A 21,878-nucleotide genomic window follows, 5' to 3' on the forward strand; every position below is an offset into this window, starting at 1 on the left:
ATATGAAACGACTTTTTTTTATGCGGGTAATTTTCGGGTTTTCCATCATGCTTTTCGTAACAATTAATGTATTAATGGCTCAGAATCCGATTGTACAAACCGCATATACGGCAGATCCAGCACCTATGGTGTATAATAATCGCCTATATCTCTATACAACACATGATGAAGATGAATCCACCTGGTTTAATATGAACAATTGGCGTGTATATTCTACCAATGATATGGTCAACTGGACCGATCATGGTGCGATCTTGTCCTATACCGATTTTGAGTGGGCCAAAGGTGACGCTTGGGCAGCGCAATGTGTAGAGAAAAATGGTAAGTTTTATTTATATGTTCCCGTGATCTCCAAATTGAATAATCGAGGAGCAATTGGGGTGGCAGTTGCGGACAGTCCATTGGGACCATTTCATGATCCTTTGGGAAAACCGCTTGTGCAAAGTGAATGGGGGGATATTGATCCGACTGTATTTGTTGATGACGACGGACAGGTACATATGTATTGGGGTAATCCACAATTGAAATATGTAAAACTCAATGCAGATATGATCTCCTATCAGGGTGATATTGTGGAAGTTCCCATGACGGCAGCATCATTCGGTAGAAGAGAGGGGGATCCCAAACGCCCCTCCAATTACGAGGAAGGACCCTGGTTGTACAAAAGAAATAGTCTATATTACCTTTTTTGGCCGGGAGGACCTTTACCTGAATTTATTGGCTATTCGACCAGTAAAAAAGCGGAGGGTCCATGGAAATATGGTGGAGTGGTGATGCCTGCGGAAGGGAGGGCTTTTACCAATCACCCAGGTGTGATCGATTTTAAAGGAAAGAGTTACTTCTTCTATCACAATGGCGCCTTACCGGGAGGGGGAGGTTTCACGCGCTCAGTCGCTGTTCAGGAATTGAAGTTTAATCCTGATGGTAGCATCCTGCCCATGAAAATGACTGCTGGGATTGCCGAAGCTCTTACCCATGTGGACCCTTATAGCCTAATACAGGCCGAAACAATTTCCTGGTCTGAACATGTTAAATCGTTCCAAAATAATAAAGTGGGCGTTTTTATTAAAGCGCTTAAAAACGGTGCTTATACTTGTATAAAAAACGTTGATTTTGGCGACAAGGGGGCAACGACTTTCTTCGCACGGGTAGGCACAACACACAATGGCGGTGTCAGTATGGAGGTGAGGTCAAACGCGGTGGATGGTCCTATCCTAACGACGATACAAGTTCCAATAACGGGTGGAGACGACAGATGGACTACGATAGACACTCCGCTTTCCGACAAGGTGTCAGGTGTCCATGACTTGTACTTTGTCTTTAAAGGTAAGGCTCCATCCAATATTCTTTTTTTCGATTGTTGGAAGTTTGGAAAATAAAGGAAAAAGTATAGTATGGCGCTGTTCATTGTTTTGTTACTGTTATTGCTGCCAAGTTTTGGTAAAACACGTGGCCCCTACGATATGGAGATCAACGAACTGGTCATAAGGGATATTATGCTACCAGTTGTCAAGGACGGACGGCATGCCAAGTTGTATCCAAATATTAAACATCCCCAAGCAGTGCGCTATGCTTAGGGCAATTATCCTGTAGACGCAAATCTGATCAATAAAGAGGGACTATTGGCAACACCTTTCCGTACCGATAATTGGTAGGATAAATCTAATTTAATCAGATAAGTCAATTCGAAAGAGTAACGAACAATTTATAATTCAGTAATTTAAATAACTAATTTATTCAATTTTATGAAGGGACTAAATATTGTCTTAAAAAAAAGGGCAATGGTATTTGTATTATCCATCGCAGGAATTTTGTCGACGACAATGGTGGTAGGGCAACAACAAAATGTCGTGAAGGATTTAAGTAAAGGTTTTGTACATCAATCTATCGGTAATCCCTACTTGCCACTTTGGGAGCATCTTCCTGATGGCGAACCCCGAGTTTTTGAAGATCCGGATCGGCCTGGAAAATATCGTGCTTATATCATTGGTTCACACGATCTGCGTTTTACAAGTTATTGCGGACCCGACATTCGGATGTGGTCGGCACCTATTGAGGATTTGACGAGCTGGCGTGATGAGGGGGCGATTTTTACCTATCCGATGGATGGCAAATGGGACGTCATGTATGCGCCGGATCTTGTTGAGGTCAAACGAAAAGATGGAAAGAAAGAATATTATTTGTTTCCACATAGTCGGGGCGAACATCGTGAAGCCATGGTCGTTAAAGGAGAAAGACCCAATGGTCCATTTAAACCGGTAAATCTGACTGCGGACGGTAGGCGTACCTTGCCGGGAAGTATCTTGGGATTTGATCCCGCAGTATACATTGAGTATGTTACCGATCCGAACGATCCCGATTTCGAAATTGGCTTCCGAGCTTATGGTTTTTGGGGATTTCAACGATCCATGGCAGCGCAGCTGGATCAGAAAACAATGTATTCGCTGCGACCGGGAACTGAGATTATTAATTATCTATTGCCGGCAAGTGCGCGATATGGTGAGTTACGTGATCCCAAAGGAACTTCTTATCCCAATATTTTTTCCGGAGAAGATTTGGGTACTTTTAATTTCTTTGAAGCCTCATCGATTCGTAAGGTCGGAAATAAATTTGTCACAGTATACAGTGGCTATTCTGGGCCAGAATATGGTGTCGGTAGTTCCAACTCGACTTTACGCTATGCCGTCGCGGATTCACCACTAGGGCCCTGGAAGAGCGGTGGCGTATTGGTTGACTCCCGAGCTCCAGTATTGAATCGAGATGGCTCGGGGATTGAAACCAGTAATGCAGGTCACAATACGCATGGCAGTATTGAATTAATCAATGGACAATGGTATGTCTTTTATCATAGACCGCCGCGGGGATTTGGTTTTGCCAGACAGGCTGTGGTAGAGCCTATTAAAGTGCAATGGGATGAAAAGTCTGTAAAAGAAGGTGGAATGGTTTCCATTCGCGCCTTTGACCCTTACCATGCAAACCTGACCATTAAGGATAAGCAGGGAAAGGAATATAAAGGCGCGGAGGTTACATCCGAAGGCTTCCATTTTTATGGGTTAGATCCTTACAGGTACTATTCTGCCGGATATGCCTGTTATCTTTCAGATATCAGCCTACAGCGGGATTCATGGGATGTCTGGGACAATCATATGCCGGTTACTAATATGAAAAATGGAAATATTGTCGGTTTTAAATATTTTGGCTTCGGTGGTCTTGATCAGGATAAGTTTGGATTGAAAGCTTTTAGTGGTACGAAAGTAGGAAATCGCACCGCTTTCGATCTGTTTATCGCTCCAAAAACACGAAGTGCGTTTAAAGTGAATGTGTGGTTGGATGGTCCTTGGGAGAATGATGTCTGGAAGGGGAAAAAGATTGCCCAAATAGCCATTTCGGCTAATTCCAAACCTGAGGTAACACAAGTAACAGTTGATGTTTCAAAATACGTTGATCACCTGGAGGGCAAGCATGCGCTATATCTGGTGGCCGAAGGAGAGGAAGGAAAACCACTCTTTGATTTTATCGGACTGGGGTTTAGTTCGAAAGATAAGAAAATTGTACGTCCAATATCGCCAACGGTCGATATTATTGTAAATGGCAAAAAACTTGAATTGCCTTCTATACCAATTCGGTCTACGGATGAGAATGGCATCATTGGTTACAATACTTACGAGGTCGCATCTCCTATTGAAGTTAAAGGTAAAAATATCCCTATTGTAAAAGCATCATCAGTTAATCCTGAAGTGAAAATTACGGTCAGACAGGCGAATTCATTGGCAGATCACGCCCAAGTTGACTGTGTTTACAAAGGACAGATGAAAAGCTATCTGATAAAATATGTTACAGAATAAATAGATCAATGGTAATTTGTCGAACTTGAAGTTCAGTGTAAGGAGAGGGGATCTAGATTCCCTCTTTTTTTGTGCCCATAAAACGCTTGGGTAGCTCTTGTCTTTGGTAATTTCTTGTATAATATGTTTTTTAAACATTTTTATTGGTATATAAAACATTTGTATCGGGTGCTGACAACATAGTACTTGTAGTTTTACCCTGACAATTAAACTAATCGAATAACCAATTATATGGATCAATGCATCACAGAGGTAAAGCCCATAAAAGGCTTTTACAAGCTTTCAATGAAACAAAGGATGGGATTTGGTGCTGGTGACCTTGCTCAGAACCTTATCTATCAGACTGTTTCCATGTATCTATTGATTTTCTATACCAATGTGTATGGAATTTCAGCCGCTTCGGCGGGAATTATGTTTCTCATTGTTCGTATAGTCGACGTCATATGGGATCCCGTTGTCGGTGCATTTGTCGATAAGAACAGCCCTCGTATGGGAAAGTATCGGTCATACTTGCTTTTGGGCGGAATTCCGCTTACAGGTTTTGCAATCCTTTGTTTTTGGAATGGGTTTTCGGGATCACTGACATATGCCTATATCACCTATATAGGATTATCCATGTTATATACATTGGTTAATGTCCCTTATGGAGCTTTGAATGCTTCCTTAACCCGAGATACGGATGAGGTAACAAAGTTGACATCTACCCGTATGTTTATGGCCAATATAGGTGGGCTGGCTGTGGGATATGGTGTACCGCTTGTGGTGAAATATTTCTCACCCGATGGAAAGATCAATTCGAAGGATTCGGCTGAGGCATGGTTTGTGACAATGCTGATCTATGCTTTGGTCGGCTTAGTGCTTTTATTCTTTTGTTTTTCGCAAACAAAAGAACGCGTTATTATGGATGAAAAAGATACCGAAAATGTCAAGGTGTCTGATCTTTGGCAGGAATTTAAGCATAACCGACCATTGCGGATACTGGCATTTTTCTTCATTACTGCTTTTTCGATGATGGCGATCGGAAACTCGGCAGGGTCCTACTATATGATCTATAACGTAAATGCACCTGATATGCTTCCTTATTTCATGGCTTTGGGATCAATACCGGCATTTATTTTTATGCCGCTTATACCAGCTATTAAACGTGCGATCGGAAAGAAGCAAATGTTTTATGTTTTTTTGGGAATTGCAATCCTGGGCATGATCATGTTATACGTTATTTCAACGAACGAAGCTCTTAAAGGAAATACCTGGCTGGTGTTGAGTGCGCAATTTATCAAGTCTACGGGTGTTATTGTTGCGACGGGATACATGTGGGCGCTTGTTCCTGAGGTAATATCCTATGGTGAATATAAAACCGGCAAACGCATATCCGGGATTGTCAATGCATTGACAGGGATTTTTTACAAAGCCGGTATGGCACTGGGTGGGATCGTTCCGGGATTGGTACTAGCTTATGTGGCATTTGATAAAGATAATGTAGCGACACAATCGGACATGGCAGAAAAGGGAATTCTATGGCTCGTAGCTGTTATTCCTGCAATACTTTTATTGTTGGCGATGTATGTGATTTCCAAGTATGAGTTGGATGATGCCACTATAGATAAGATCAACAGGGAAATAGAATCCAGAGTTAATTACTAATCAAAAATAAATCATGAATTTGCTAAAAACTATCGTTTTGGCCGTAGTAGTCCTATTGGGCTTTAACCCTATCTCGGCAGCTATGCGAGGGATGAATCGAGAGCCTGATTCACTGACGTTGAAAGAGGCTTTTAAAGATAAATTTTTTATAGGCACAGCCCTTAACCTTGATCAGATATGGGAGCGAGATATTAAAGCTGTAGCTGTCGTCAAAAAACAATTCAATTCCATTGTTGCCGAGAACTGCATGAAAAGTATGTTTTTGCAGCCTCAGGAAGGGCAGTTTTACTTTAAAGACGCAGATCGTTTTGTCGCATTTGGAGAACAGAACAAAATGCAGGTTATTGGTCATACATTAATCTGGCATTCGCAGACACCAGCTTGGTTTTTTGTTGATAAAAAAGGAAAAGATGTACCTCGGGAGGTATTGATTGAACGCATGCGTAAGCACATCCAAACTGTCGTTTCCCGCTATAAAGGTCGCGTTTTTGGCTGGGATGTTGTGAATGAAGCTATATTGGATAATGGCGAATGGCGTAAAAGCAAATTTTATCAGATTATTGGGCCAGAATTTATACAATTGGCTTTTCAATTTGCCCATGAGGCGGACCCCAACGCTGAATTGTATTATAATGACTATTCAACGGCCATTCCCGAAAAGCGAAAAGGAATTATGGCTATGGTACAACAGGTGAAGGCAGCCGGCGGACATATAAGTGGGGTTGGTATGCAGGAGCATAATGCGTTGGACAATCCGTCGCTGGAAGAAGTTGAAAAGACCATTTTGGGGTTTGCAGACCTTGGTGTAAAAGTTATGGTAACCGAGATGGATATTTCGGTGCTTCCACATGTCCGACCCAACATGGGCGCGGAAATTGGAGAACGCTATGCCTACAGTAAAGAAACGAACCCCTATGAAAAAGGTTTGCCTCCGGGCAAGATGGCGGAACTTGGCAAAAGATATGTTGCCTTTTTTAACCTATATCTCAAGCATCAAGATAAAATATCCCGTGTGACGTTGTGGGGCGTTGGTGATGGCGATTCGTGGAAGAATGGCTGGCCTATTCCGGGACGTACAGATTACCCGCTCTTGTTTGATCGTCATTATCAGCCCAAACCATTTGTAAAAGATATTATAGCATTGACTCAAAAAAAAAAAGTAATAAAGAAAATGAACAAAAGTAAATATTTATATCCAAGGGACTACATGGCTGATCCATCGGCCCATGTTTTTGAAAATAAAATCTATATTTATCCATCTCATGACCGGGAGAGTGGCATTCCTGAAAATGACAATGGCGATCATTTCGACATGCAAGATTACCATGTGTTTTCACTGGAAGATGTGCAGGACGAAGTCTTTGACCACGGGAAAGTATTGGATGTAAAAGATATTCCTTGGTCCGGCCGGCAACTTTGGGATTCGGATGTTACTGAGAAAGATAGCAAGTACTATATGTATTTTTCCATGAAAGACAAAAACGACATTTTTAGACTTGGTGTCGCATTAGCGGACAAACCCTACGGTCCATTTATACCGCAGGACGATCCGATCAAGGGAAGTTACAGCATCGATCCCTGTGCGTTTAAAGATGAGGATGGATCCTATTATCTCTATTTCGGTGGCATCTGGGGTGGGCAGCTTCAATTTTATCGAAATAATAAAATTGTTGTACCAAATGAATTGCCTAAGGCAGATGAACCGGCATTAACGCCAAAGGTCGTTAAGATATCTACAGATATGCTTGAATTTTCCGAGCAACCGCGAGATCTTGTCATCTTGGATAAAAATGGTATGGCCTTAAGACAAGGGGATACCGAAAAACGATTTTTTGAGGCGTCCTGGATGCATAAATATAAGGACAAGTATTATTTTTCTTATTCCACGGGTGATAGCCATTTAATTTGTTACGCAATAGGAGATAATCCTTATGGACCATTCACCTATCAGGGTGTTATTCTATCACCAGTTGTAGGCTGGACGACGCACCACAGTATTTTGGAGTTCAAGGGCAAATGGTACCTTTTTTATCATGATTCCGTTCCGTCGGGTGGAAAAACTTGGCTAAGAAGTATGAAAGTTGTTGAAATTGAATATGATGAAGATGGACATATCAAACCTATACATGGTTTATCTTCCTAAATAATCTTGACGGTACCATAGAACGTGGTTATGCCGGTTATTCGCTGTGGAACTAGGGAAAACAGTCGAAACAGCTTTCTCCCCGCTATGAGCAAAATGCACGCGCTAATGTATCCATAGGAATAAATGCCACTGTATTGAACGTCGGTGGAAGTAACAACAGATCTTCCCAATGAATCGGGAAGATCTGTTGTTTATGCTCCGCTTTAACTAATTGAAATTGTTGATGAATTGATCTGCTACAATGTGCCAAGCCTTCTTTTTTTCTCCCCGATCAGATAATAATCCTTTTCTGTTCCATCCCTTTTGATAAATGGGATGGGCTCTCCCCGGAGAACGAAAATCTACTAGGAGCCATGGTGTTGCTCCACGTAGGAACGGTATGTTCTTGAACATTTTAAATTGGCGCATATAAATATCCGCCAGGTAATCTTCGCTCCAGCTGCTTGCCCGATTTGGGTCGATATTGTTTCCGAAAACTGCTTCACCACCAAATTCCGAAAAGATTAGCGGTTTATTGAATTTGGATATCCATTCGACTTCTTTATCTGTTTCGGGCCATGGTTTATACCAGCCGAGGTATTGATTGATCGCCATGATATCCATCAAACTATTGAGTTTATCTTCAATATAGGCCTTGTTGCCCTCAAAGCGCATATTATTAAACGCTGAGGTCACGAGACGGGTATTGTCCAACGATTTTGTCAGGTAATACAATGCTGTGAGCGAACTGTCTCTTGACGGCGAAGAGTAGGTTTCATTCGAGAGGCTCCATATGATGGTTGCCGCCCGGTTTTTATCCCGGGCAATCATCTCTTTGAGCATCAAGTTCATTTTTTCTTTCATGCCCGTATTTGCAAAGTCTATTCCCTGGTAAATGGGCAATTCTTCCCAAACCATCAAGCCCATTTTCTCCGCTATTTTTACCATCTTTTCATGATGCGGATAGTGTACCAGGCGCACATAATTACAACCCAGATCCTTGGCCCAGTTCAAAAGCATTTGATAATCGCTTTCACTATAGGCACGGGAGCGACGCTGCGGAACTTCTTCATGAATATTAATCCCTTTTAGAAAGATTGATTTGCCATTCAATAAAATATTTGTTCCATCAACTTTGATTGTTCGAAACCCAATTTGTTCCTTTATATGATCCGTTTCGGCAGAAACACGCACTTCATATAACTTTGGATTTTCCGGTGTCCACAAAGTCTTCTTCCGAAAAGGAAATTTGAGTATAGCTTTTCCCTCTTTATCTGTTCTGGATTTAAACCTGACATGCAATTCCGGAATGTTTATTTCTATATCTTGTTCTTTTGAAGGGCCATCAAGGGAGACGTATCCGTCAATGATATTTTCATCATGCTGTGCCAGTTGAATAAAGTAATCCTTTATATAGGTTTTTGGAGTTTCTATGAGGTCGACATCACGCGTTATCCCGCCATAATTGAACCAGTCGAAGCCAAGTCCGGGTATCCCATCCTTCATGCGCTGATTATTTACTTTCACGATAAGGCTATTTTCTCCGCCTTTTAGCAGGTCTGTTACTTCAAATTGGAAAGGTGTAAAACCACCTTCATGTTCACCGATTTTGCTGCCATTCAAATAAACTTCAGCCTTATAGTTTACTGCTGCGAAATGGAGAAAAAATCGGCGATCTTCAGTTTTTTGTACGTTAAATGTGCGCTTGTACCAGATGCTACTTTCATAATAGTTGAGCTCAAGAAGTTGGGAGTTGAAATCTCCGGGCACATGGAACTGAGGACCGCCTTCAAATGCGGATTCGACAAAGTCGGAGTTTTTTAAAGGCTTTCGATCTTTATAATAGGCAGCCCAATCTCCAGACCCGGCATCGAAGGGATCTATAATCACATTCCATAAACCATTTAAACTGCTGCTTTGCCGCCCTTCGATATGGATCATTGCGGATTGAGCAAACGATAGGAGCGGAAATAACTGTAATAATGCTAATATAATTTTCATGTTGCACATAGTTTTAATTTTCTAATTTCTCCGCGATGTCCGAAGAAAGCCTTGCTGTATTATTTTCTAGTCCGAAGAAACGGTTTAATTAATCTTCAAAACCAGCGAAATTTGGTTTGGCTTCTCCACTGGTAAATTAACGGAAAGCGCCTCTTCATTTTGATGGAATATCAGTTTTCTCTTATGCCCCAATAGCGATACGGTTTTAACGCGCACTGAAGGAACTGTTTTATTTTTCTTTCCTAAAGACTTTATCAAAATTCTTCCATCGGTTGGCCAAGCCATGATATGAGCATAAATGGCGCCTCCTTTCTGCACAAAACGGATATCTTCTGCGGTATAGGCATTGTCCTTGTCTTCATTGAACCCAGCCGCATTCAAAGGGCTTTTTTCCGTTGTACTGGGACCCTCACCATATATTTCCCAGGGACGGGTATCAAAGATTCCTTCTTTATTGATCTGCATCCAGTCGCCTATTTCATGCAGAATTTTCTCTTCTTTTTCGTCTATGCTACCATCTCCCTTGATCGGAACGTTAAGCAGCAGGTTACCATTTTTACTGACAATATCAATAAGCATATGGACGACCTTTTTACTGGACTTGTACGTGTCGTTTTCGTAGTCAGTTTTATTATAGTGCCAGCTGCCCAGACAGGTACATGTCTGCCAGGCTTTTTCTTGAACTTGATCGGGCACGCCACGCTCGACATCCCATACCAAACACTCTTTTTGTTGTTCGGATAAAATTTTTCCGAACAGCACTGCATCGACCTTTCCCTTGTTTTTCTTGGCGTTACTATTATAAAAATGGGCAGCAATATCGAGTCCAACATTACTGATAGGCCATAAGGGGAGAGTCGTATCATCAAAATAGAGCAGGTCAGGTTGATAGGTGTCGACCATGTCGACTGTCCGTTGATAGAAATTATCGATATACTCCTGCGTCGGTATGGAGGCTCCATTATGCCAATCCCATTGCGCCCATAATGATTTCACATCCTCGCTTCCCTTGCTAAGGGGGTGATTTTGACGGTAGAGCTCTTGGGGGTCATAGCCTTCCCACCATTTACCTTTTCCATCTTCTTTTGTTATGTTGCCATCATAGGGAACGCCTTTGAGCGAACCTGATTGGTCCGCTCGTTGAGCTGTTTCATACCATGTCCATGCATGGGAGGAATGGATGCTTACACCGAAGGGAAGGTTATTTTTTTTTGCGGCCTTTGACCATGCGGCGAGGATATCACGTTTGGGTCCCATATTGACCGAATTCCATTTTTGATATTTGCTATCCCACAGATCGAAGTTGTCGTGATGGTTTCCCATCGCAAAGAAATATTGTGCCCCGACCTTTTTGTACAATGCGACAAGTCTTTCAGGATCCCATTTTTCGGCTTTCCAGGTATTGATAACATCTTTAAATCCAGCCATAGAAGGATGACCATAATTTTTTAGATGCGAATTATATTGCCAGCTGCCTTCATCATACATGCCACGGGCATACCAATCGCCCTGTTCGGGCTGACATTGAGGTCCCCAGTGTGCCCAGATTCCGAACTTGGCATTGCGAAACCATTCAGGCGCTTCATATTGCGCCAGGGATTCCCAGGTAGACTGAAATTTATCCGAAGAGGAGGCTGTTTCTCTTTTTTGTTGGGCGGATGCATTTAAAGCCGTTCCGAGGACTGTAAAAAGTAATAGTATTTTAAAAATATTCTTATTCATCGTATGCTGTGTTTTTATGTTGAATAATATGTTTAATCTGTTGATGCTACTGTGGTTTAATAACCGCGGCATAGCCGCCACCGTTGACCATTGGTATTTTTATTGACTTTCCAGCCTCAAATACCAGTGTTTTTTTATCGATTTTTGTAGGTGTTGTTGCCGCATCCTTTGCATCCTGCCAATATTCCAGCACATATTTGCCTGTAGGCAGAAAATTGGTCGGTATCGCAATGGTGCGGGCCATGTTGTTGGTCATGGCACCGATAAACCAGTTTGTTCCCGAACGTTTGGCCATCACAATAAATTCACCGGGGTAACCGTCTATGAAACGTGTATCATCCCATACTGTGGGTACGATCTGCAAAAAATCACTTCCAGGTTGGCCTAATACATGCTTTGGGTGGTCACAGAACACAGTCAGGGGACTTTCATATAGTACAAATTTGGCGAGTTCGGCACAGCGGGTATTCATCATCATGGTCGGTGATTGCTTCTTAAACCGGGCTGGGCTCACATTGAGAAAACCACCTGGCGTATAATCCATAGGCCCTGCTAGCATGCGCGTAAAAGGTAAAGTAACGTTATGCGTCGGGATGATGCGGTCAGAAAATTTGGCGTACTCTTCACCCAGTACACCTTCACGCGTGATCATATTGGGGTAGGTACGTTCGATGCCATCAGGTTTGTAGGCACCATGGAAGTTGACCATCAGTCGGTGATCGGCTGCTTTTTTGATCACTTTATGGTACCAGTTTACCATCTCCTGATCGTCGCGGTCCATAAAGTCTATTTTTACGCCAGCGATCCCCCAGCGCTCATACAGGGCAAAGGCTTCTTCGAAAGCATTGTTGCGGTTGGCATCGGTGCTGTACAGCCAAAGCCAAATCCGTACATTTTTCTTTTGGGCATAGTCAAGTATTTCGGGCATATTGATTTGGGGGGCGGGTTTGGTAATATCGGCCTGAGCTTGGTTAAACGGTCCATACCACTGCCAGTCGATTAGCATATAAGGCCATCCCTGAGCAGCGGCGAAGTCAATATATTCTTTGGCAACAGCAGTCTCCATTTTTACTTCGCCGCTCCACCAGTGGTCCCATGCGCAAAGTCCCGGTTTTATCCATGTGGGGTCTTCGATTGCGCAAGGTGGGTTGAGCGATTGAACAATTTCGGATTCGATAAATCGTCCGGGGTTATCGCCTATCGTCACCACACGCCAAGGAGTCTTTATTTTGTCTGCAAAACGCGCTTTGATACCGTCTTCTTTTTCACCCGGCAAAGGGGAAAGTTTGGTTGTGAGCAGTGCCTGCCCCTTAGTATCAGTGGAACTGCTTCCGATATAAAATCCGGGATAATTGTCTAAGTTCGCTTCGGTGATGGCCAGATAGTTTTCCTTGTCTACTTCGATCAATAAAGGAAGTCCGGTCAAGGTCTGATCGCTGAATCCGGCCAAGGGAACTTTATTGAATTCGCTTTCTTGGCTAGAGGTGTAACGAGGCTTATATGTTGCTGCCCAAGCGTGAGCCTGACCGGCGACTGAAAACCCGGTCATCTCGCGGCTGATGGCTCTGTTGCCTATTTTCGGACTGCTATACAATTGATAGCGAAAGGCTATCCCATTGTTATAGGCCCGAAAGAAGAGGTCCATCCGCCGTTTCTCACCTTTCTTTTCAATCAGGGCAAGATGAGTTTCGTTCCACTGCATGTCGATACGGGCGTGTTTATTCTTCACGACCGGTGTCCAAGAATCGCGTTGACTGCTGGTTTGAGGAGTGCTTAGCAAGGTAAAGCCTTTATGCATGGCAGGTTCATCTTGTAGTTCAAAGCCCATTGGCGAAGGGTGTATGACTTGTTTGTCCCTGTAGGATACAGAGTAGGAGAGGCCATCGGATAGGTCAATGTCCAAACAAATTTTTCCATCGGGCGATTTTAATGTGTAAGTCTGCGCCGAAAGGCTAGATGATATTGCGAGAAATAGAATGATAATAAATGCTCTCATGATAATTAGTGAATATGTTGATAGGGGTATGTGAATTATTTTTCTTCCATGATGTACACGTCCCAAGGGTCCAATACGATCTGTTGACCTGCTCGCACCACATTGCCCGAAATAAGTTCTCTCGCTGGAGCACCTGTATATGTAATCTGTTTTGGTTCGGCACTATAATTAAATAGGTAACGTACCGCCATGCCCCATTTATTCGTTCCCGAACGTTGAATGATTGGGAAAGTATAGCTGTCGACTGCGGTAACCTTAGCTGCCCTAGCAGTTTCTCGGATGATCGCATTGAGTAATTCCTGTGAAGGGTAGGTTCCGATATAGGTTAGCTTTCCTTTGCCGTATGTATTTTCTGTGATCACGGGCCACTTTCCAAAGAAGGGGTTTTCGGCATAGGCTAAGGGTTTGGCTGTCTCGGTTACCAAAAATTCGTACCAGTCGCCTATTTGGTTCTTGTTGGTCAATTGAAAGGGATTATCTTTCAGCTGCATATCGCCGATTGTGGAAAACTCTTGATAGTAGAATCCACAGGCTTTCCGCAATGGTCCAGGCGCAGCCGTGGCCCTAACGGCCGAGTGCTCGTTGCAATAACCGCTTTTGTGCATCATGACGACATGGCCGCCATCTTTTACAAATTTATCAATCGCCTGAAGCAGTCCATCCGTAGCGACATAAAGTGGAGGGATAACCAACATGGCATAGCCGCTAAAATCGGAAATTTTATCGCATGGGATAATATCGGCTTCGATATTTTGAAAATAGAGCGATTTGTGGACCATGTCGATGGGGTAATTGTTTTTATAGGTATACGGCATAAAGTTCAGTGCGTGGTACGAATCGTGGCTATACAAGATTGCTACTTTATTTTTCTTTTTCAAGTTGATAATATGATCCCCGATTCTTGCGAGCTCTTCTGCTGTAGTTTTAAACTCATGGTATATTCGATTCGGCTGCAGATCGTGTCCCAATACACCGCGCCAATAGGTTTCCTGACCATAATGTAGGGTAGACCAATGCCAATATTCCACCATATTGGCACCTGAAGCATAATGTGCGTACACGTTTTGCCGTAACTGTCTGTCGTAGGGAGGATATTGTGTCCGGGCATTCCAACCTATGCCCTGGGCGTTGGTTTCCATTACGATGTAGTTATTTTTGCCGACAGTACGCACAAAATCACCCGCGTAAGCTATGCGCTGTCCATCTTGTTTATCCTGTACGTCATGGTAAATATTGATGGCTGGATATTGCATCTGACGAAAACTTTCCACCTGATCTATATTATGAAAATCAGGCATGAAGCAATGGGTTACAAATTGGTCCTTGCGTCTATATTCATTGACAATGTCGCATTGCCAGTTGAGAAAGTCAGCGACCTGTTTGCGATTGTACCGTTCCCATTCGTTTTTATAGGAGGGATTGGTGACACCATCGCGGGTATAGAATTCTTCCCAAGTACGAATATTCATTCCCCAATAGTTCATACCCCAAGCTTTGTTGAGTGAATCGAGGTTGTTGTTAAAGCGATCCTTAATGTAATTGCGGAATCCGATAAAATAATCAGGATTGTTTACGCCACGTGCTTCTGTTTCATTGTCTACCTGATAGCCAATGACCCCGGGGTGTTTTGCATATCTTTCCATTAGCTTACGGATGATACGCTCACTGTAATATTTAAAAGTGGGATTGGTAAAATCTATATTCTGCCTGATCCCATAATACGCTTTATTGCCGCCCTGATATTCTGCCAATACCTCGGGATGTGTGTGGGCAAGCCATGCGGGAATGGAATAAGTAGGTGTTCCAAGTATCATTTTTATACCTGCCTGGTGCATTTTGTTGATAATCCGGTCCATCCATTCAAATTCAAATACGCCTTCCCGTGGTTCAAATAGACCCCAGGCAGATTCGCCTATACGGATGACGTTGAGCCCTGCATTTTTCATTAGACGGATATCTTCCTCAAGGCGCTCGCCCGGCATGTACTCGTGATAATAGGCTGCACCGTAAAGGGGGCGATCAAACTTGTGTTGTGCCTCCAAGGACAGGACTGCGAAGAACATCAAACAGAGGAAAAAAATGTTTTTTGGTGTCATTGGTTTTGGTATATCGTTAAGTTAAAGGTTAGAGACGTACATTGTACGTCTCTATGGGTCATTTATTCAAAAGGTTCTTTTACACTGCTTCCCTAAGTTGTGTATGGCAAACTTTACTTTTGACTGCGTGGATATTTAGCCGGTATTGCCATCATTTGCTCCAAAAAGACGGGGTCTTTAAATTGACTGGTCGTTCGGTCGTATTGCCCAGCTCCCTGAACATCCCAGAGCATCGGACACATGCCACGTGAATAAATGGCTTCGGTTACCGAAACATTAAATAACCTGACCACATCCTGCGTTCTATTCTTGGAAGAACAGGCATATTCGCCAATAACGACAGGTATCCCTTTGTCAACACAATTTTTCTTCAGCAGATCCATATTGTCGTTGAGCTCTTTAAATTCTTGTGCTGTACCCCAGGACGGAACGCCAACACCCCATCCGGCATCTTCACCGTTGCCCAATATGGCAAATAGTGGCGGCGTATAATAATGGACGGTCAATGCAAGATGTTTTGCCGGATCAGCCGGAATTTTGGTCAGCGGGTCAAAGGCGTACTCCAGACCAGTATTGTAGATTTCGACCAAAAGATGGCGTTTTGCATTGTTGCCGCCTGATCTCCTGACGATGTCGACAAAAAGCTGATTCAGCTCATTGACATAACCGAATGCTTTTGCTTTTTCGGTCTGTCCGCCGTTCCAGGGCGTCCATATCTCGTCGTAACCGATTTCATTCATGGGTTCGAATAGCAAGTGATCACCATATTTCTCAAAACGGTTACAGAGCTGCTCCCAGATGGAAGTGAACTTTTTCTTCGCTTCATTGTCTGTGGGAACTTTCTTCACCCATTCATTCTCATGGTGTACGTTTATAATGGCAACCATACCACAATCAAGTGTCCAATTTAAGATCGATTCGACTCTATTGAGCAGATCCGGATGGATCCTGTAATTTTCCTCGTTTATCATCATATTACTCCAGGTGACCGGAATGCGCAGTGAAGAATAACCGGCTTTGGCATACCCCTCAATCATTTCTTTTGTAATGATCGGGCTGCCCCATGCTGTTTCGTAATTAGCGATGCTGCTTGGGTTGATCCAGTCGCCCGTGGCGTCTAATGCATTGCCGAGGTTGATCCCTAAACCCATTTCGTCAACCAGCTGGTTGGTGCTGAAGTTGTCCCGTATCAAGAATTTGCTATAGGTAGGTTGTGGCTCTTCATTCGCCTCCGGCGTACTGAGCTCCATGTTAGCTTTAATCTCCTTACTGCTGCATGCTGGTAGCATCAACAGCATGATGATATAACTCAATAATGTTTTCATCGTTCTAATTTTTATCGTTTTTTTTTATTAAATCATGTAAATTATCGTTGTAGCTTTCGATTACTCATTGCTAAAAGGTACGGCAGGTAAGCCTTCTTTATTGAATAAATTGACATCGGGATTATTGCTCCACGCATAACGGACAAATACAGGGTTGATAATCTGATCTGCTTGAACAATAATTTTATTACCTTCAATATGAGCCCGGGCCCAAACAAATTTTTTATCTGCTCCAGCTAGGGCGAATCCTTCGACATAACCATATTTGTTGTTAACCACGAGTCCTCCTCCGGTAGCATCAAAAGAAATAATGAGTTTATTGTCCGCCTTTACCAGCGATTTGAACGTTGGCCCAGAATAAACGCGTTCTTTTTGACCGTAATCTTTGGACAGTGCAATTAAAGCAAGCCGCCGGCCCACTTCTTGTTTGTTACGTGGGTGGATATCATCTGCTTCACCAATGTCCGTGATCACAGCCTGCCCCGTATGTGCAAGACGGAGGGTCCGGGTCTGTGCATCTCTCAATTTTGCCCAGTCGCTGTCTTCCGGTGATTTTTCCTTGGCCATATAATTGGCCAACTGGACCCAGTAAAATGGAAATTCTTGATTCCAATGCGATCGCCAATCTTGTATTAGATTGGGGAAGAGGGTGCGGTAATCGTAAGCCTGGCCGGCATTATGTTCGCCTTGGTACCAGATGACACCCCGAATGGTATAGGGGATCATGGGATTGATCATGGCGTTAAAGAGCAAGGACGGAAACATATTTGGCGAAACTTCTTTATAGCCGTGTTGCTTGGTTGTGACGGCCTCTTTATAATTCCATTCGCCATCAAGGGGGAATTTCTCACCTTCAATTTCGAGATATAGCTGTGCAGGGTTCCCGTAAAATCCGCCGCCGCCTCCAGTATCCATAATTTTTACGGTAATTATATTTTCACCATCTTTTAAAACAGTTTTTGGGATATTGTAGCTCCTAGAAAAGGTATATCCTTTTGTTTCGCCCACTTTTACGCCGTTGATCCAACAGATATCATCGTCATCAATCGTCCCAAGATGGATAGACGCTGATTTGCTGGCACTACCCTTTGGAAGATGGATACTGCGTTTGAACCATACAATACCATCAATATTATCCAATTTGGGTTCCCATAATTGTGGGACATTCATTTTTCCCCATGTTGATAAGTCCGAATTTTTTTCGTACCATTTCTGGGCTATCCCCGGATCGTTCGCTAAAGCTTGTTGATAGGCCTGTTTCTTCAATTCGTTTTCGCTCATAAAACCCTTTAGATCGCCTGTGAGGGCTTGTTTGTAGGGTTTGTTGAAATGTGCGGGCAGTTTATTAAAGCTGTTTCCACTGGTCCAGGTTTCGACACCGGTACCACCCCAGGAAGAATTGATTATTCCGACAGGTATACCTAATTCCTGATAGAGCTTAAGGGCAAAGAAGTATCCTACAGCTGAAAAATCGCCCACGGTGGCAGGTGAGCATATTTCCCATTTCCCGTTAAGATCTTGTTTGGGCACATCACTCATATTCTTTTCTACATTGAATGACCGAATGTTCGGATAATTTGCCCGGCTGATTTCGCTGGCGGCATCATTGGAGTTTTTTACGATCCATTCCATGTTAGATTGACCGGAAGCAAGCCATACCTCACCGACCAAGATATTTTTTAAAAGGATCTGTTCCTTCCGGCCTTTTATTTCCAAACGATAGGGTCCTCCGTGTGAAGTAGGGGCTAAGGTGAGGTTCCATTGACCATTTTTATCTGCCTTTGCCTTGAGGTTTTGCTGCATAAACTGGACATGGACCGTTTCATTTTTTTCGGCCCATCCCCATAGTTTTATGGGACTGTCCCGCTGTAGGATCATGTTGTCACCAAATATAGCGGGAAGCCTAAGCTCGGCTTTTAATAGAAACGCATGTAAGAAAAAAGCAATGAAAATTGGGAGATGTTTTAGATTCATATTTTATTGTGTTTTATAGTTGAACCAGTCAAAAAATACTTTTGCATTACTCGGAACACCATTGGAGGTGCTGTAAAGCCCTATCATTACGCCAGTAAAACCGCCAGCAACTTCGGTTGCCAGATAGCGTGTGTCCAGTTTCCCGATTTCGCTGTAATTTTCACTGTCGGGATTTGCTACCGAAAAGATATACTGTTGTGGAGTTCCTTCTATTTTTAATTTTTGTTGATTGCCCTGCACTATTTTTTCGGCAGCGATGTAGCTCAGTGATCCTACTTTTACGCGTAATTGAATGATATTCTTTCCTTTTTGTTTTTTGATCAATAGATCATAATGATGGTTGTTGTTTTGGATTAATGTTATTCCAGCTTCTTCATTGTCCTTTGAAGATTCAAGTTGCAGGAATGTGCTAGCCGTAAAATTGTGTTCCGTTTGTCTTCTTAGGATAGCTGAGATCGGTTTGGCATCGTTCAGCGTATTTGGAGTAGCCTTTATCCTGAGCCACCCCTTTTTTTCGGATAGGGAATAATTGTCCCGTACCGGATTTCTTAAATATTGCCATTCAAGGCCAAGTTGTTCTGTATCAAAATCGCTTAGGGTAGCGGGTTTGCTGAATGGCTTGAGCGGCAAAGTAGCTGTTTTCATATCCAGGCTGATTGTTCCATTGCCATTGACCTGTGGCCATCCGCCCTGAGGCCAGTCCACAGGTGCAAGAAATGTTTCGCGACCTAGAATATGGTAATAGCTGTAGGGTTGTGTAACTCTGAAACCAAGGCAAACCAACCACCAGCTACCATCTTTGGCTTGTACTAAATCTGCATGTCCCACACCTTGGATAGGATTTGCCTGACCAATTCTATTGGCATGGGTCAGTATGGGATTGAGTGGGCTAGATTCGTATGGACCTAAGATATTTTTGCTTCTGCCAATTGTGGCACTATGCATGTATTCTGTACCACCTTCGCCCAAAAGCAGGTAATAGAATCCATCTTTTTTATAAATATGCGGCGCTTCTGGATATCGGCCACCGATACCGCCCCAGACCAAGTGCTCTGAGCCAATAACCTTTCCGGTTTTGATATCAATCTCCGTCACCCGAATCCCTTCATTTCCCTGCGTGACAAAATATGTTTTACCGTCCTCGTCCCAAAATATATCGGGATCGATACTCTCGATGGCCACATGGATTGGATCACTCCAAGGGCCAGTGGGATCAGTCGCCGTACAATAGAAATTGCCACCTGATGATACATTGGTACAGATGACATAGAACAGGCCATCGTGATAGCGGATTGAAGGAGCAAATAAGCCGCCTGAAGCAGCAGCCTTTTCCAGCGGTAGCTGGGCATCCCGGGTGAGACAGTGACCTATCTGCTCCCAGTTGACAAGATCCTTACTGTGATAAATCGGGAGGCCCGGAAAATATTCAAAGGACGAAGTAACTAGGTAATAGTCATCGTTTACACGACAGATACTTGGATCCGGATTGAACCCCCTGATAATCGGATTTGAAAAGCCAGTTTGTGCAATGACATAATGAAAGGCAATGGAAAATAGGCAGGAGATCATGACGTAAATTGACTTTTTAAATTTCATGTGTGTGTTTGTGAAAGATGATTGGTTACTAAAGGCCGGCATTGACGATCGCTCGTGTATCCGGCCTAGTGTTAAAGTGCTTATTTGTTGTATACGGGTTTAGTTTTTGCTTGTGTCTATAATTCTAAAATTGTCGAAATAGATGTCCACCTTGACATTGGCATTGTCTGCTTTATTTTTCGTAAAAATGCCAAGTTCTGAGCTGGCTATGGCAGCAAAACGTCCGTAGTCGGCAACTGTCGTAAACCTATTGAAGAGGATGTCACAGGTCATCCATTTTCCAAGATTTGTTTTGTTGCTGTTTCGATCGCGTGGCACATAATCTGACACCATTTTATCCCCGTTGCCTTTGAGCTGTAGGTCAAATGTCGCCGTCGCCAGAGGCTCATTAACGAAGCATTCAAAGCGCAGTACAAGATTGCCAATAGGCGTATTGGCAGGTATTGTATTTATGTTAGGATAGCTGCCTTTGTTGGACAGGTTGCCCCACCAATATTGCCATGCGCCCGGTGATCCGAAGATGCGGTAAGCGGTTCCCGTTGTGAAGTAAGGTGGCTTGGTGCCGTCTGCCATTACGGGCATATTGTTGTCTCCCCATTCATAATGGCCTATTTCGTCCCAATTCAGGACAAGATTTTCAATAGGATAAAATAGCTTGGTAGAATTAGATTGCCCGCCAGCCGCATGGACCGTAATTGTACCGGATTTGGTAGGGGTTTTAGGAAGTCGATAATAGATGGTATCTTGACTTTTGGCCACCATAAGATCTTTACCTGGAACATCAAATTCTCCATTGATATTTAGTTTGGTCACATTGATGAAGTTGGCGCCGGTAATAAACGCCTGATCGCCAATAATAGGCATATCGCTGCTCCATGATTTTATTATTGGCGGCGAAACATGTGTTGTGAAGGCTATGCTGACCGAATCTGTTATGCAGTAGACTGCCAGACGACCATCTTGAACACCTGATGGGATCTTTAAATCGATTTTATCATAGTCCTTATCGACTTCATATTCGATAGCTGATACGCTACCGCCTGTTGCGGTTTCGAATGCTATTTTTTTTACTTCATAAAAATTTAAACCGTATATACTGAGCTTTTCGCCAGCTTTGGCTGGATAATTTAATTCGATACGGCTGATCTGGGGTGCGGGAGAGTAGATATGGAAATTGAATCTCGCTTCACCGTGGCTCGTTTCTATCCGAATCTCATTTGGGAGATCTGGATTGGTGCCAGTCAGTAGCAAGTTGGCAGGAATGGAAATAATGGCGCTTGTTGACGTGCAGTAATTTGCATTAAATCCGATCTGTTGGTCATTAATATAAATTTTTTGTATACCATCTAGATTTTTTCCGATAACAGCAACCATTGTGCCCGGAAATGCACCTACAAAGGTACTATCTGCTTTTTCAGGATCTGTCAATCGCACGTGGGTTATCACTGGAGTCATTGTTAGATCATTGTTGCGGCTACAGGATGGCATAGACAGCATAATAATTGCTATGAACACAAATAATAAAAAGCGATTGTTATCGTATATTGCTTTCAT

13 protein-coding genes are annotated in these 21,878 nt (G+C 43.1%); 5 read left to right on the plus strand and 8 right to left on the minus strand.

Translation table 11 applies throughout. The annotated features are described in order from the left end of the window. Positions 1-2 precede the first annotated feature (2 nt). The 5 genes from DCO56_RS11290 (at position 3) to DCO56_RS29745 (ending at position 7,632) form a co-directional block, all read left to right on the plus strand. Positions 3-1,379, plus strand: coding sequence for a glycoside hydrolase family 43 protein (locus DCO56_RS11290; protein WP_245935826.1), 1,377 nt, complete (start codon positions 3-5; stop codon positions 1,377-1,379). A 15-nt stretch (positions 1,380-1,394) separates the two neighbouring features. Beyond that, the gene (locus DCO56_RS29255) at positions 1,395-1,577 is read left to right on the plus strand and encodes a hypothetical protein (protein WP_181390563.1); all 183 of its coding nucleotides are present in this window, start codon (positions 1,395-1,397) and stop codon (positions 1,575-1,577) included. 204 nt (positions 1,578-1,781) lie between these two features. Next, on the plus strand, positions 1,782-3,845 hold the full coding sequence (locus DCO56_RS11295) for a hypothetical protein (protein ID WP_219929371.1): 2,064 nt from the start codon (positions 1,782-1,784) through the stop codon (positions 3,843-3,845). 285 nt (positions 3,846-4,130) lie between these two features. After that, positions 4,131-5,489 carry an MFS transporter gene (locus tag DCO56_RS11300; protein ID WP_241254746.1) on the plus strand — a complete coding sequence of 453 codons (1,359 nt, stop codon included), beginning with the start codon at positions 4,131-4,133 and terminating at the stop codon, positions 5,487-5,489. A 13-nt stretch (positions 5,490-5,502) separates the two neighbouring features. Beyond that, positions 5,503-7,632 carry an endo-1,4-beta-xylanase gene (locus DCO56_RS29745; protein ID WP_108633889.1) on the plus strand — a complete coding sequence of 710 codons (2,130 nt, stop codon included), beginning with the start codon at positions 5,503-5,505 and terminating at the stop codon, positions 7,630-7,632. A gap of 210 nt (positions 7,633-7,842) precedes the next feature. Here DCO56_RS29745 and DCO56_RS11310 read toward each other — a convergent pair whose 3' ends face one another. The 8 genes from DCO56_RS11310 to DCO56_RS11345 all read right to left on the minus strand — a co-directional run bounded on the left by DCO56_RS11310 (position 7,843) and on the right by DCO56_RS11345 (position 21,878). Beyond that, positions 7,843-9,615: a glycoside hydrolase family 2 protein gene (locus tag DCO56_RS11310; protein ID WP_206531745.1), complete on the minus strand. Its 1,773-nt coding sequence runs from the start codon at positions 9,613-9,615 to the stop codon at positions 7,843-7,845. 84 nt (positions 9,616-9,699) lie between these two features. Then, positions 9,700-11,337, minus strand: coding sequence for an alpha-L-fucosidase (locus tag DCO56_RS11315; RefSeq protein ID WP_108633890.1), 1,638 nt, complete (start codon positions 11,335-11,337; stop codon positions 9,700-9,702). Between the two features lie 46 nt (positions 11,338-11,383). Then, positions 11,384-13,333, minus strand: a complete 1,950-nt coding sequence (locus tag DCO56_RS11320) for a glycoside hydrolase family 97 protein (protein ID WP_108633891.1) — start codon at positions 13,331-13,333, stop codon at positions 11,384-11,386. 35 nt (positions 13,334-13,368) lie between these two features. Next, positions 13,369-15,429 (minus strand): beta-galactosidase, encoded by a 2,061-nt coding sequence (locus DCO56_RS11325; RefSeq protein WP_108633892.1) that lies wholly within the window; start codon positions 15,427-15,429, stop codon positions 13,369-13,371. 113 nt (positions 15,430-15,542) lie between these two features. Further along, entirely contained in the window at positions 15,543-16,754 is a 1,212-nt protein-coding gene (locus tag DCO56_RS11330) for a glycoside hydrolase family 5 protein (RefSeq protein ID WP_108633893.1), read from the minus strand. Positions 16,755-16,814: 60 nt separating this feature from the next. Next, a complete protein-coding gene (locus tag DCO56_RS11335; protein WP_108633894.1) occupies positions 16,815-18,728 on the minus strand; it encodes a sialate O-acetylesterase in 1,914 nt (637 codons plus the stop codon). Between the two features lie 3 nt (positions 18,729-18,731). Then, complete coding sequence (locus DCO56_RS11340) at positions 18,732-20,324, minus strand: glycoside hydrolase family 43 protein (RefSeq protein WP_245935827.1); 1,593 nt, start codon at positions 20,322-20,324, stop codon at positions 18,732-18,734. Between the two features lie 99 nt (positions 20,325-20,423). Beyond that, the gene (locus DCO56_RS11345; protein ID WP_108633895.1) at positions 20,424-21,878 is read right to left on the minus strand and encodes a glycan-binding surface protein; all 1,455 of its coding nucleotides are present in this window, start codon (positions 21,876-21,878) and stop codon (positions 20,424-20,426) included.

Origin of the sequence: Sphingobacterium athyrii, assembly GCF_003071065.1 — a bacterium.
GTDB lineage: Bacteria > Bacteroidota > Bacteroidia > Sphingobacteriales > Sphingobacteriaceae > Sphingobacterium > Sphingobacterium athyrii.